Annotated in this window: 11 protein-coding genes; 5 read left to right on the top strand and 6 right to left on the bottom strand. The window is 54.2% G+C overall.

Translation table 11 applies throughout. From position 1 onward, the window contains the following. Positions 1–15 precede the first annotated feature (15 nt). From MKY64_RS28550 to MKY64_RS28540, 3 genes are all read left to right on the top strand, one after another. Positions 16–1611 (top strand): ABC transporter substrate-binding protein, encoded by a 1596-nt coding sequence (locus tag MKY64_RS28550; protein ID WP_339252308.1) that lies wholly within the window; start codon positions 16–18, stop codon positions 1609–1611. 188 nt (positions 1612–1799) lie between these two features. Continuing rightward, positions 1800–3536, top strand: a complete 1737-nt coding sequence (locus MKY64_RS28545; RefSeq protein ID WP_339252310.1) for a sensor histidine kinase — start codon at positions 1800–1802, stop codon at positions 3534–3536. A 6-nt stretch (positions 3537–3542) separates the two neighbouring features. Next, positions 3543–5168 carry a helix-turn-helix domain-containing protein gene (locus tag MKY64_RS28540; protein ID WP_339252312.1) on the top strand — a complete coding sequence of 542 codons (1626 nt, stop codon included), beginning with the start codon at positions 3543–3545 and terminating at the stop codon, positions 5166–5168. 132 nt (positions 5169–5300) lie between these two features. Here the strand turns inward: MKY64_RS28540 and araA are convergent, their stop codons facing one another. Genes araA through MKY64_RS28525 form a run of 3 tightly spaced genes read right to left on the bottom strand, consistent with a single transcriptional unit; the run spans position 5301 to position 9076 of the window. Continuing rightward, positions 5301–6725, bottom strand: coding sequence for an L-arabinose isomerase (gene araA, locus MKY64_RS28535; protein WP_339252314.1), 1425 nt, complete (start codon positions 6723–6725; stop codon positions 5301–5303). A gap of 38 nt (positions 6726–6763) precedes the next feature. After that, positions 6764–7459, bottom strand: a complete 696-nt coding sequence (locus MKY64_RS28530) for an L-ribulose-5-phosphate 4-epimerase (RefSeq protein ID WP_036722865.1) — start codon at positions 7457–7459, stop codon at positions 6764–6766. Between the two features lie 3 nt (positions 7460–7462). Beyond that, complete coding sequence (locus tag MKY64_RS28525) at positions 7463–9076, bottom strand: xylulokinase (RefSeq protein ID WP_340957196.1); 1614 nt, start codon at positions 9074–9076, stop codon at positions 7463–7465. Positions 9077–9357: 281 nt separating this feature from the next. Between MKY64_RS28525 and MKY64_RS28520 the strand changes: the two genes are divergently transcribed. Beyond that, a complete protein-coding gene (locus tag MKY64_RS28520; RefSeq protein ID WP_340957195.1) occupies positions 9358–10458 on the top strand; it encodes a GntR family transcriptional regulator in 1101 nt (366 codons plus the stop codon). Between the two features lie 114 nt (positions 10459–10572). Here the strand turns inward: MKY64_RS28520 and MKY64_RS28515 are convergent, their stop codons facing one another. The 3 genes from MKY64_RS28515 to MKY64_RS28505 form a co-directional block, all read right to left on the bottom strand. Next, positions 10573–11295, bottom strand: a complete 723-nt coding sequence (locus tag MKY64_RS28515) for a hypothetical protein (RefSeq protein WP_340957193.1) — start codon at positions 11293–11295, stop codon at positions 10573–10575. Between the two features lie 116 nt (positions 11296–11411). After that, positions 11412–12785 (bottom strand): sensor histidine kinase, encoded by a 1374-nt coding sequence (locus MKY64_RS28510; protein ID WP_340957190.1) that lies wholly within the window; start codon positions 12783–12785, stop codon positions 11412–11414. 23 nt (positions 12786–12808) lie between these two features. Then, positions 12809–13507: a response regulator transcription factor gene (locus MKY64_RS28505; RefSeq protein WP_209868849.1), complete on the bottom strand. Its 699-nt coding sequence runs from the start codon at positions 13505–13507 to the stop codon at positions 12809–12811. A 276-nt stretch (positions 13508–13783) separates the two neighbouring features. Here MKY64_RS28505 and MKY64_RS28500 point away from each other — a divergent pair, with 276 nt between their 5' ends. Then, positions 13784–14041 carry a GlsB/YeaQ/YmgE family stress response membrane protein gene (locus tag MKY64_RS28500; protein ID WP_036722871.1) on the top strand — a complete coding sequence of 86 codons (258 nt, stop codon included), beginning with the start codon at positions 13784–13786 and terminating at the stop codon, positions 14039–14041. Positions 14042–14157: the final 116 nt, after the last annotated feature.

Genomic DNA, 14157 nt, shown 5'->3' with positions numbered 1-14157 from the left:
AGGAGGTTCATACAAATGAGAACAACAAGAAGCTCAGGCACGGTGCTTGCCGCTCTGACTGCCGTGATACTGGGCATTACCGGATGCGGCGGGGGCAATTCAGGTGCATCCGCCCCGTCCAAGGCAGAATCAACAGCAGCAGCCACAACGGCTGGCACGGAAGGCAGCACGAGTCCTGATACCTCAACGTTCCGGAAGCTCAAAGTTTACACGGTCGGGAATTTCCCGCAGAATGATACCAAGGCAGTTGTAGATGAGATCAATAAGTATCTCAAAGAGAAAATCAACGCCGAGATTGACTTCCAGGGACTCCCTTGGTCCTCCTGGGCCGAGAAGATGGCACTGGCTTACCAGTCCGGTGAACAGGTTGATCTGACCTTCGCCCCCAACTGGGCCGACTTCGCCAATAACGTAGCCAAGGGCGCGTTCCTCCCGCTGGATGATCTGTTAGCCAAATATGGACAAGGCATCAAGGAGACCCTTGATCCCCGCTTCCTGGACGGCGGAACCGTAGACGGCAAAATCTATGCGATTCCTACCAATAAGGAAATTGGTGAGAGCCATACCATTATGTTCCGCAAGGATCTGGTAGATAAATACGGCTTCGATGTGAACTCGATTGAGACGCTGGAGGATCTGGAGCCATGGCTGCAGACGATCAAGGAGAAGGAACCGGCTATTGCGCCGATCTGGCTCTCCGGCAGCGGCTCCGATACCCTGGGCTACTTCGACAAGACCAGAGAGAGCATGAAGGAGAACTTCCGTTATGAGCTGGTGGCCGGCGCTCCCGCCGGAATCGTACTGGATACCAAGACTGATAAGATGGTGATCAGCTCCATGGAGTCCGACACCGCAATCTACCGGATGAAGCTCTACGGCGACTGGTTCAGCAAAGGCTACATCAATAAAGATGCCGCAACGACCAAAACCAGTACTGAAGACGCTTTCAAGGCCGGTAAGACCTGGATGAAATTCGGTTCAGACAAACCGGATTCCGACAAGGAAGATTCCATCGCTACCGGCATTGAGCTGGTGAAGCTGAAGGGGAATGAACCCGAGATCAGTACAGCCAGCGTCAGCAACTCCATGATGGCCATCGGACGCACCTCGATTGATCCCGAGCGGACCATGATGCTGCTGAACCTTCTGCATACCGATCCGGTGCTGGTCAATCTCATTGACTTCGGTGTAGAAGGACGGCAATATGTGAAGGTGGAAGGCAAAGAGAACTTCATCAAGCTGCCTGACGGCATTGCTACCCGTGCCGATACCGGCTGGGCGCCGGGCATTGAATGGATGTTCGGTAACCAGACCATAACCTATCTGTGGGAAGGCGAAAGCGCCGACAAGTGGGAGAAATTCAAGGCTTATAACGAGAGCGCCCATAAGGTGAAGTCCTTCGGCTTCAACTTCAATACCGACGCTGTCAAAACACAGGTCTCCGTGGTCAGCAACATTATCAAGGAATTCCGCCCGCTGCTGGAAACGGGCAGCCTGGGTGTAGATAAGGTGCTTACGGAGTACAATAAGAAGCTTAAGGCTAACGGCATTGAAGAGATCCGCGCCGAGGTTCAGAAGCAATACGATGCCTGGAAGGCCAAACAATCCTAAACAAACAAGTGAAAACGACGATGCCGTCCTTTTAAGGACGGCACCCGTTTCAGCGAGAAATATAAGGATAAGTTGTCGTGTGGAACATACAAATTCTTATATTTTAAGCTAAGGGGAAGGACGGCTGCCGTCCTTCCCCTTTCCTGCCGCTCAGCGTGTAAATGTACCTAAGGATAAGGGGGAAGACTGTGAAACTATCATTGCGATTCAAAGTGAGTGCCCTTGTCCTGCTGCTGGTCACGCCGCTGTTCCTCTTTCTCTCCTACACCAATCTCTATTCCACCAACATTGTCCGGGAGAAGGTTGCGAAGTCCGCTTCGGACACGTTGACCCTGCACTTAGGTACACTCGATGAGCTGCTGGAGCAGACCAGCCATTATCTGCTGCGTACGGCCAATGAAAACATGCTGCTGGAGCTCTATTCCGACAGCGGTCCCGACAGCGTCAATTATTATCTGTCCATCCGTAAGCTGATGGACCAGTGGTACAGCGATGTCAGCTACTATACCATTATCCGCAGTGTCTTCGTCTACCATCAGGACCGGGATGAACTCTTCCTGAGCAGCCAGAAAGAGTATTACCAAGAGAAGGAGATGATTGCCTCGGGGCTGTCTTCACACCTCAAGACCCCTAATCTCCAGGCCTCCCTGAAGTGGGAGACCGTGACCCTCGGCGGAGAGCCGGTGTTATTCAAGGTGCTGCCGGACAAGAGCGGCCGGCTTCTCATGGGGGTACTGGTCAGCATCGATTCTCTGGCCCAGCCCCTGACCCAGTTGGAGTCTACCGGGGGCAGCGGACAGGTCGGCATGATCGACAATGACGGTAAATTACTCTGGGGCCAGTTCGCCAGTAAAGATCTTGCGCTCATCCGCAGCCGGCTTAATCAGCCCAACCCTCGTGCTGATGCCTCGATTCGCCTGAGTAACGGTAATTCGTATCTGCTGATTGACAAGCCATCCCAATATTCCAATCTGAATGTCTTTTTCCTGCTCGACGAGAAATCCATTCTGGACGAGCTGCCGATCTTCCAGCAGATCATCAAGGTGATTCCCTTCGTCATTATCCTCGTAATGGTTATCCTGTTGGCTCTGCTTAGCAGACTGGTGTTCAAGCCTATCCAGCAATTGACCAGCGGGATGCGCATCTTGGGGAAGGGACAGCTGGAATACCGGCTGAAGGATGGCAACAGCAGAGAGTTCCAGATCATTACGATGCAATTCAACCAGATGGCGGAGCAGATCGGCAATCTCAAGATTGATGTGTATGAGGAGCAGATGAAGGTGCAGCAGGCCGAGCTGAAGCATCTCCAGGCGCAGATCAATCCCCATTTTTTCATGAATTCCTTGAATATCGTCTTTCATCTGGTAGAGCTGAAGCAATATGCCTTGATCAAAAAGATGATCGGACATCTGGTCTCCCACTTCCGCTTCATTATGAATACCAACGACGCCTGGCTTCCGCTCCGCAGCGAGCTGAATCATATTCAGAACTATATCGAGATCCAGATGGTTATGTATCCGAACAAGCTGTCTTATGAAGTGCTGCTTCCGCAGGAGCTGGAGTCTACGCTGATTCCGCCGCTGCTGATCCAGCCCTTCGTCGAGAATGCCATCAAGCATGGCTTCATCAACAATTCGAAGCCCTTCGAGGTCGGCATCACAGTCAGTGAAGAAGCCGGAGAGAGCGGCGATTCCTGCATTGCCATTCAGATCCGCGATTCCGGGCCGGGCTTCTCCGCGGCTCAGCTCGACAGGCTCAATCATGGCGTATATGAGCGCAAGCCGACAGACCGCCATCTGGGGATATGGAACGTATACAGACGCATGCTGATGTTCTATAACAACCGGGCACGGCTTACCTTCCACAATGCTCCAGACGGAGGCGCGGTTGTGGAAATCAGACTACCCGTTCAAAAGGAGCTGTGACGTTCAATGTACAGAGTTCTAATCGTTGACGACCAATACTTCGCCTTGCTCGGCCTTCAGCAGGGGGTAGATTGGAGCGCGCTTAGCGTGTCGGATGTCTGTCTGGCGGAGAACGTAGACCAGGCGATTGCTGTTCTTGAGCAGCAGCCCGTAGACCTGCTGATCTGCGATATTGAAATGCCGGGCAAAAGCGGCCTGGAGCTGCTGGCCTGGGTGAAGCAATCCGCTCCCGGCACGCTGACGATTATGCTGACCTGCCATGCGGATTTCGAGTATGCCCAGCGCGCGATTTACCACGGAGCCTTCCATTATCTGCTCAAGCCGGTAGACTATGAGGAATTGATGAAAATCTCCCGTGAGGCGCTATTCGAGATCAGCAAGCAGAGAGAGCAGCAGCAGTTCGAGGCCCTGATCCAGAAGTACCGGAGACAGTGGGAGCATCAGCTCCCCCTGCTGGTGGAACGGTTCTGGCAGGATATTCTCAGCCAGCGGGCAGCGCCCGTGCTGGAATCGCTCACCCTTCCGGCGAACACCTACAATCTGGATCTGCAGCCTGGAGACCGCTACTTCCTCGCTCTGCTCGGGTTGGAGCAGTGGAAGGAGAACCTTAGCGCACGGGATGAGACAATTATGGAATATGCACTGCGCAACATGGCCGATGAGCTGCTGCTAAGCGGGCTGGAAGGCACTGTGCTGCAGGATCAGGTCGGCCATAATCTGGCGGTCATCTACGTGCGTGGCGATATGAACGCCGTCCGGCATACGCTGGAGCAGAATGGCCGCACCTTCCTGGATACCTGCGGACGGCTGCTGCATTGCTCCCTCTCGATCTACATCAGCGCGGGTGTCCCTCTATCCGGAATCATGAGCGCTTACACGAATGTCACGGAGCGGGAACAACGCAACCTGAATCGTTCGCGTCAGGTGTTCGGACCGGAGGATCAGGCATATAGCCGAGATCAGCCGCTTGCGCCGGTGCCTCAGGCAGCGCCTATGCATATCTTCGGAGAGTGGGCGACCCTCCTGGAGCTTGGCGAGCTGGAGGAGCTGGAGCGCCGCGTGACGCTGTGGTTCTCGGGCATCGGGCCCGGCCGCTGGACAAGTGAGCTGCACCGCCAGCTTATCCACGGCATCCTGTTCATTGTACACACCGTTCTCGCCAAAAAAGGCTTATCCGCACACGCCTCAGCGGAGCTGAAGCCCTTGATGGATAAGGAGAATTATCCGAAGCAGTCCGCTTCGCTCCAGCATTGGGCGCTGGAATGCCTGCGAGCCGTAATGCACTTATTGCAGACCAGCAATAACGTATCCTCGGCCACGGTCACCAAGATCCGGCAGTATATCCGCTCGCGTCTGAGCGAAGAGATCACCCGCGACGAACTCGCGGCCTATGTCTACTTGAACCCGGCCTACTTGTCGCGGCTGTTCAAGAAGGAGACCGGGCTGTCAATCTCCGATGTGATCATTCAGGAACGGCTGCAGAAGGCCAAGCAGCTGCTGGAGGAGACAGAGCTGAAGATCACCGATATCGCCGAGCAGGTCGGATACACCAGCCTCGGCAGCTTCTCCAACCTGTTCAAACGGATCGTCGGCGCCACACCGCAGCAATACCGTGCGCGGAATAAGAAGTGAGTGGGGCGGGCAGATGCTTTTGAATCTCGCCGCCGCACTCACCATACCTGCCGAACAAAAAGAGCGAGAGGGCTATATGCCCCTTCGCTCTTTTTATATGCACTCGCTGTTAACTTTTACAAGTAACTCTAATTACTTAATAATTACATATTCCAGGCCAACCAGCTTCGCATAGGTAACGATCTGATCGGTCGTCAGGTTCAGCGATACAACGGTGTGGTGTCCGCCGCCGTTCTCGATCCAGGCTCTGACTCCGTCCTGGAAGTTAGGCTTCACCTGCCACAGCACACGGGCTACCGGCAGATTCGGAGCCGGAACGGTTGGCTCGAACGCGGTAACTTCGTTGATCAGCAGCTTGTAGTGGGTGCCGAAGTCGGCCATCGATACCACGACACCTTCGCCTGCCTTGCCGTCGAAGACGAGGCGGGCCGGGTCTTCACGGTCGCCGATCCCCAGCGGAGATACGATGATCTTCGGCTGATTGCTGGCCAGGCTCGGATCAACCTCCAGCATGTGGGACTGGAGAATTGCTTCCTGTCCGGCAGCCATTTCGTAAGTGTAATCCTCCATGAACCCGGTGTTCAGGTTGTGGCTCATCACCTTCATCAGGCGGTCCAGGGCCGCAGTCTTCCAGTCCCCTTCACCGGCGAAGCCGTAGCCTTGGGCCATCAGGCGCTGAACAGCCAGACCCGGAAGCTGCTTCATGCCGTGCAGGTCCTCGAAGTTAGAGGTGAAGGCATTGTAGCCGCCTGCATCCAAGAAGCGCTTAAGGGCAATCTCGTAGCTCGCCTGCACCTTCACGCTGGCTTCCCAATCTTCCTTGCTGTACGTGCCATAATCAACGGCATACAGCTTGGTATATTCTGCGAACAGGGCATCGATCTCTTCCTGCTTCACTTCATTCACATAAGTGACCAGATCGCCGATGCCGAAGTAATCTACGGTCCAGCCGAACTGGATCTGGGCTTCTACCTTGTCGCCTTCGGTAACGCCGACGTTGCGCATGTTGTCGCCGAAGCGGGCAACCTTGATGTTGAAGCTTTCGTTATAAGCTACAGCAACGTCCATCCACTCAGCAATCTGCTTCTGGACTTCCGGACGTTCCCAGTATCCTACAACGACCTTATTCTGCTTCTTCAGGCGGGCATTGATGAAGCCATACTCACGGTCGCCATGGGCAGCCTGGTTCAGGTTCATGAAGTCCATGTCAATCGTTGCCCAAGGGATGCTCTCATTGTACTGGGTAGCCAGATGAAGCAACGGCTTCTGCAGCAGCTTCGTGCCGCGAATCCACATTTTGGCCGGGGAGAAGGTGTGCATCCAGGTGATTACACCGGCAACCTCATCACGATAGTTCACTTCTTTCATGATGGAGGTGATTTTGTCTGCGCTAACGGCCAGATCCTGCAATACCAGCGGATAAGGAAGCACCCCGCTGTTGTTGAGCGCATCAGTCATTTCCTGGGCATGTGCCTTCACCTCACCCAGCGCTTCATCTCCATACAGGTGCTGAGATCCTACGACGAACCAGAATTGCTTGTCGCTTACTGTTGACATATCATTCATCCTCTTCTCTATTAGTTTGGTAAAAGTCGTTACTTCTGTCCGTAATACGCATCCTTGCCGTGCTTGCGCAGATAATGCTTGTCCAGAATCCGCTGCGGCAGCTCCTCGGCGAACGTATTCAGCTGGCGGGCGAAGTGGTTCATCTTGGACACTTCCTCCAGCACCACACTGTTCATGACAGCGGCGTGGGCATCCTTGCCCCATGTGAACGGCGCGTGGCCCTTCAGCAGAACGCCGGGAATCGCCATCACATCCAGCCCCCGCTGTTCAAAAGTCTCAATGATCACATGCCCGGTCTCTGCTTCATAACCGCGGTCAATCTCTTCCTGGGTCAGGAACCGGGTGCACGGTACAGAACCATAGAAGGTGTCTGCATGTGTCGTCCCCATAACCGGAACATCCAGTCCGGCCTGAGCCCAGATGGTTGCCCACGTGGAATGCGTATGCACGATGCCGCCGATCTCGGCGTAATGCTTGTAGAGTACAGCGTGGGTCGCTGTATCCGAGGAAGGCCGCATCTCTCCCTCCACCACATTGCCATCGAAGTCCACAACGACCATATCGCTCGGCTTCATCTTGTCATAGCTGACTCCGCTCGGCTTGATGACGAACAGACTGCTCGCCCGGTCCACCGCGCTCACATTGCCCCAGGTGTATTTGACCAGCCCGTGCTTAGGCAGCTCCAGATTGGCCTCGTACACCTCTTCCTTCAGTTGCTCCAGCATGTGTTAATTTCCCCCGTTCTCTACGAGATGATCTACAGCGGCCTGCTCAATCGCCAGACCCGCCGTGTAGCGTTCCATGAACAATTCAAAGCCCTTCACATCCGCCGCAACCGGATGAATGGTCTCGCCTTCGATATCCTTGAAGACCTTCTGGTCGAGGAAATCATCCAGACGCTCCTGCTGCGCTCTGTTCTTCATATAAGAAGCCAGAATCGCCATGCCCCACGCGCCGCCTTCTCCGGCTGTTGCCATCACGGAGACCGGAACATTCATCGCAGCAGCCACGATTCTCTGTCCGACAACAGGCGTTTTGAACAAGCCGCCGTGCGCCAGAATGCTGTCGATGGACACCTGCTCCTTCAAGGTCAGAATATCCATACCAATCTTCAGCGCGCCAAAAGCGGAGAACAGATGCGTCCGCATAAAGTTGCCCAGCGTGAATCGGCTCTCAGGCGAGCGGACAAACAGCGGCCGTCCCTTCTCCAGCCCGGTGATGTTCTCACCCGAGAAATAGCCGTAGCTGAGCAGCCCGCCGCCATCGGAGTCCGCCTCCAGCGCTTTATTGAACAAAACACTGAAGAGCTGGGCCGGATCAGCCTTGAAGCCCATCGCCTCCGAGAATTCCCGGAACAAGCCGACCCAGGCATTGATATCGCTGGAGCAGTTGTTGGCATGCACCATCCCTACCGGACTGCCATCGGGGGTAGTCACCATGTCAATCTCAGGGTATACCGCTGTAAGGTCCTTCTCCAACACGATCATGGCGAACACGGAGGTGCCTACAGAGATATTACCGGTCCGTTTGCGCACACTGTTCGTAGCGACCATTCCTGTTCCGGCATCGCCCTCTGGAGGACAGAGCGGAATGCCTGCCAGCAGGTCCCCGGACTCATCCAGCAGTCTCGCTCCGGCTTCCGTTAGCACACCAGCCTGCTCGCCTGCTGCGTAGACCTTGGGCAGGAGATCACTCAGCTTCCAAGGGTAATTCTTAGCGGCAATCAGCTCATCGAACTGACTGACCATGGCCGGGTGGTAATCCTGTGAAGCTTCATCTATAGGGAAGACCCCGGAGGCATCGCCAATCCCGATCGCCTTGCTGCCGGTCAGCAGCCAATGGATATATCCGCCCAGCGTCGTTACGAATGTCGCCTGCGGAACATGCTCTTCCCCGTTCAGAATCGCCTGATACAGGTGGGCAATGGTCCAGCGCTCCGGAATATTGAACTGGAACAGCTCTGTTAATTCCTTGGCCGCCGCACCGGTTGTAGCATTACGCCAGGTCCGGAACGGAACCAGCAGCTCGCCCGCGCTGTCAAAGGCCATATATCCGTGCATCATTGCTGAGAATCCGATAGAACCGACAGTAGTAAGCGTAACCCCGTATTTCTGTGCAACCTCCTGCTTCATCTCGCGGTAAGCCGCTTGCAGCCCCTTGATGATATCAGTAAGGGGATACGTCCAGTACCCGCCTTCCAGCAGGTTCTCCCACTCGTAGCTTCCGGATGCAACCGCCTCGAATCGCTGATCAATCAGGACGGCTTTGATACGTGTGGACCCAAATTCGATACCCAGTGATGTCTCTCCCTTAAGTATCGCTTGCTTGATGTTCTGATCCATGCCCACGTTACTCCTCTCTGAACCAAACTGTGTTACTTACGAATCTAAAGAATGCGCTTCCTTTATGAACAGGTTTAGTATATTTTTTGTTCGTACATTTGTCAACAATAGATATAAGATATACCTACAAATTTACCTGAAAATCACCCGTATTTTACGCAAATCATGATATATAGTAGACATCCGGGGATATAAAGCTTATATTCAAGCTATAATATGTACGTACAACTACAATAATTTCTCCACTCCATATAAGAACAACTATGAAAGAAGTGACCCGTGTGCGAACCAAGTACCAGATCATATTCGATGAACTCAAAAGCAACATCCTGTCCGGCACCTACAGTGTAGGCGAGCAAATTCCTACGGAGTCGGCGCTGCAGGAGATGTACGGCGTCAGCCGCCAGACCGTGCGGAAGGCCATTCTGGAGCTATCCAATGAGGGGTTCCTGCGCAGCGAAAAGGGCTCGGGCACCTATGTCAGCCACCAGTTTCGGTCCAAATCCGGGAATGGCGCGGGCAAGCGGACCATCGGCGTAATAACCACTTACCTCTCCGATTATATTTTCCCGTCCATTATCCGGGGCATTGAAGGCAGGCTGAATGAAGACAACTATTCGCTGCTGCTCGCCAGCACCAATAACGATGTCGCCCAGGAGAAAAAAGCGCTGGAGATGATGCTGTCCTACGGGGTAGACGGGCTGATCATTGAGCCAACCAAGAGCAACCTCTACAATCCGAACATCGCTTACTACTTGTCGTTCAAGGAGCAGGACGTCCCGTTCATCATGATTAACGCTTATTATGAGGAGCTGGAGGTGCCGTTCTTCTGCCTGGATGACGTACAGTCGAGTTATCTGGCGACCCGGGAGCTGATTGCGAAGGGCCATACCCAGATCGGGATTATCGCCAAAATGGACGATCTCCAGGGCAAATACCGCATGAAGGGCTATATCAAGGCACTCGGCGAGGCCAAGCTTCGCTTCCACCCGGAGCAGGTCCTCTCCTTCGATACCGAATCGAAGCAGGCGCTGTCGGCCAATCTGGAGCAATTCCTGACAGATAACAGAGAGGTGCTGACCGCTATCGTCTGCTATAACGATGAAGTGGGCCTGGAAGTGGTCAAGATGTGCCGCGAACTGGGGATCTCAATTCCTGGAGAGCTGTCGATTATCGGGCAGGACAATTCCTATATCGCCAAGAATGCAGGGATCAAGCTGACGACGCTGACCCACCCGCAGGAGAGAATGGGCCGTGACGCCGCCGAATGGGTCATTAAGAAGCTTCAGGGTAAAAAAGACCTGAAGAGCAGCAACTACTATCTGCCCGAGCTGGTAGAGGGGGAGACGGTGCGGGTGCTGGAGCCGGCTCCAGTGGAATAGGAAGTCCGCCCGGGAATGTGCAGACAAAAGACAAACAGCCCTGACCGCTTCATGACCGTTACAGGCCGTGAAGCGGCAGGGCTGTTCAGTATTCTGCTGATTCAGGGGACTGATTTAGTCCAGCAGAGTAGAGATGCTTATGCTTTCAATCTTAGCGCCCTTGACGTGGAACAGCATATAATCCACATAGTTGCTTGGGGCGAACCGGAAGTCATCCTCTTCCTCAGGTGCACCGTCTCCGGTCAGCTTGCCTTCGGGATAGGCTTTTTTGAGCGTATCCAGGCTGTCTCCGACCTTGATATTACGGACCGTAGTGTACTTCGGATCAGTGATCTTCATGCTGAAGATGTAGAACTGCTTGCCGTCACCCGAATCAATGGTCTTAATCTCAAGGCCCGGGAAGGTATACGTGTTCTCTGTTCTGCCGATCAGGGTATCCATATTTTTACCGTCATCCAAGGAATAAGTGTGCGATTTCTTCGCCGTTGCCTTGCCAAGCATACTCTCCAGCTTAGCATCATCCACAATGTCAGAGAGGGCAATAGTCTGGTCCTTATAGACAAAAGCCAGCTCCTTCAGAACCACATTCCCTTCCTTCTCAATGGTTCCCTCCTTGATTGCCTCCGAGCTGCCCGCTGAAGCCGCCGGGGTTGCCTCGGCCGGAGTCTCCGTAGCCGCAGGGGTTGCTTCCGGTGCCGCTGTGGCCACCGCTTCAGTGGTAGGCTCTGCCGAAGGAGTTGCCGCCGGAGCGGCTGAATCAGACTGGCACCCGGCCAGAAGTGTCATTAACAATACTGCGGACAGCAGCAGCGCTGCCGGTTTTTTAAATGTTCCCATAAGTAATCCCTCCATGAATGTACGCGATGGACGCGTTGTTTGTTTGGTATGAGGTTAGTATACGAAAAGCATTTATTAGTGTAATAACAGAGTTGTATCAGTCTTGTAACGCCTGTTCACAGGAGCGGCAGACGGATGTAGACCGTGGTTCCCGCGCCGAGCTGGCTCTCTATATCCAGGTGCCCGCCGAACTTCTCAGCGATCTCCTTACATATGGACAGCCCCAGCCCCGTTCCTCCTGCCCCGCCTGCATTGCTTGCCCGGTAGAACCGCTCCTGCACACGGGTAAGCTCATCCGCGCTGATTCCAATGCCCTGATCGCTGATCCGCACGACAGCTTCCTGCTCCCGGACCAAAGTTTCAATGCTTACCCGGGTACCGGGACCGGAGTATTTGATCGCGTTGTCCAGCACATTCGCGATGGCATGGGACATCAGCACCTGATTGACATTGACGAAGGCCGGCGGCCCCTGCCGGATCGTAAGCTCTATCCCCTTACTGTCCGCCTTGGCCCTCAATCCAGCGGCTCCCCCTGCGGCCAGCTGTGCCAGGTCCGTCTTCTCGGCATCGATTCCATCCTGCCCTGCCTTATCGAAGCGCGACAGCATGAGCAGCTCATTGACCAGCCGGGTCAGGCGGTCCGATTCATTCACCAGATGGAAGTAGATCCGCTGCAGCTCCTCATCCTCGTCCTCACCTTCGTACAAATATTGAGAGAACCCCTTGATCGCAGCAAGCGGCGTTTTCAGCTCATGGGATACGTTCGAGACAAACTGCTTCTGATACTGGATATAGTCGCTGAGCTGAATACCCATCCGGTTCAGGCCCGCAGCCAGCATGCCCAGCTCATCCTTCCGATTCAGGTGAACCTCGCGGAACTGCTGCTTGGAGAAGCTCTCCGTAGCACCCAGCAGATATTTAATTGGCTTCGTCGTATTCCGGGCAATGAACAGACTGGAGAGCGTAATCAGAATAATGAATCCCCCTGCACCGGCGAACAGGATATAGCGGATCTGGTCCATCATCGTATAGAAATAAGAGACATCCTCCACGAACTCGTACACATAGCTATTCTGATAATACTTGTCTTGGATCGGAACCGCGAAGTAGAGCAGATGATCCTCGGAGACCGTATACGCATAATTGCCCTTAAGGGCATTCTGGATATTCCCGGGGAAAATGACGGGGGTCTTGTTATTGATCACAATCCCGTCAACGGCGAGTCCCAGCAGCTTCTGGCTGCTGTCGTAGATGCGCACTTCCTTGACGGAGGCTTTTAACGTCTCCAGCGCGCTTCTCGCCACCGCCTCCATCTGCCCGGCATCCACCTCTTGTTCGTGCCTGGAGAGCACCTCCCTGAAGGACATCTCGCCAAGATCCGCCTTCTCCATCATTTGCTTCTCTATGGTTACGAAGCTGAAATAGATAATCGCCTTATTAACCGAAATAATGATAACGGCAAAGGACAGCACCGAGAACAGCAAATACATTAGCACCAGCCGGGTCGCGTATTTCAGGCGGAGCCACCTCCCAGCTGATAACCGAAGCCGTAGACGGTGCGGATATATTTCGGATTCTCGGCATCATCCTCCAGCTTCTTTCTTAAGCGCATGATCGTCATATCCACGCTGCGGCTGTCGCCCATGAAGTCATAGCCCCAGACAATCTCCAGCAGCTCATCCCGGGTATAGATTTTGTCCGGGCGCTTCAGCAGGGTCTCCAGAATCCGGAATTCCTTGGCTGTCAGAGCCACCGGAACGCCGCCTTTCTGCACCACCCGGGTCTCCAGATCGAAGGTCAGCTCCTCATGAGTGATCCGGGTATCTTCAGCTTCTGCGGGCAGACCGCTGTTCTGGGCTCTCCGGAGCACCACCTTGATCCGCGCCAGCAGCTCCCGGTTATCGAACGGCTTGGTCATGTAATCCTCTGCCCCCAGCTCAAGCCCCAGCACCTTATCGATAATCTCATTCTTGGCCGACAGCATAATGACGGGAACGGCCTGCCGCTTGGTGATCTCCTTACACAGGTCATAGCCCGAGCAATCGGGCAGCATCAGATCCAGTACCACCAGGTCCGGCTGAAAAGCATCCAAGGCCTCTAGTCCCGCACTCCCGTTCTCCGCTGTCCGCACCTCATAATTCTCTCTGCGGAGCACAAGCTCGATCAGATCTCTAAGGGCAGCTTCATCATCGATTACGAGAATTTTGTTCATCCGATCCCTCCTCCTATACTTAATATTAACACCGGCAAAGGACGTTAATCTCCCCGCAGCGCAGATCACCTGTTATCATTGCCCGTGAAACCGTCGCCAGCAAATTGTATTCGGTTTTTCGCCTACATTCGGTCCGCGCACCCTGGTGTACCCGGAGCCTTTGCTGTTGCCGGACCGCTAGCTATATCCTTTCCAAAAATAAACCTTCGGCAGGCGGTTCACCTATCGCATTTTCCAACATACCTTGAATAAACCAACTAGAAAGGGGACAAATCAATGTATCTGCTCTGGGTAATCATCGTAGGGGGACTCATCGGCTGGCTAAGCGGCAATCTAATCGGGCGTGATGTTCCGGGAGGCGTACTGGGCAATGTAATCGCCGGGTTCATCGGTTCCTGGCTGGGCTCCGAGCTGCTTGGTCCAAGAGGCCCTGTAGTAGGTGGCTTCCACATTGTTCCAGCCATTATCGGCTCCATCGTTGCGCTATTGATCTTCTTTGCCCTGGCCCGCGGCGGCGCCTTCCGGCGTCGTTAATCCTTCCCGCCGGCTGCTGCAAAGTCAACACAGAGCCCCTCCTGTTCAACCAGGCAGGGGCTCTGCCATGTCATCCTTACAGAATCCTTAGAATCTGCCCTTAGAGTATAGGGAGA

Source organism: Paenibacillus sp. FSL R7-0210, assembly GCF_038009085.1.
GTDB classification, from domain to species: Bacteria; Bacillota; Bacilli; order Paenibacillales; family Paenibacillaceae; genus Paenibacillus_AQ; species Paenibacillus_AQ silagei.
This window is presented reverse-complemented; position numbering and strand designations above follow the sequence as displayed.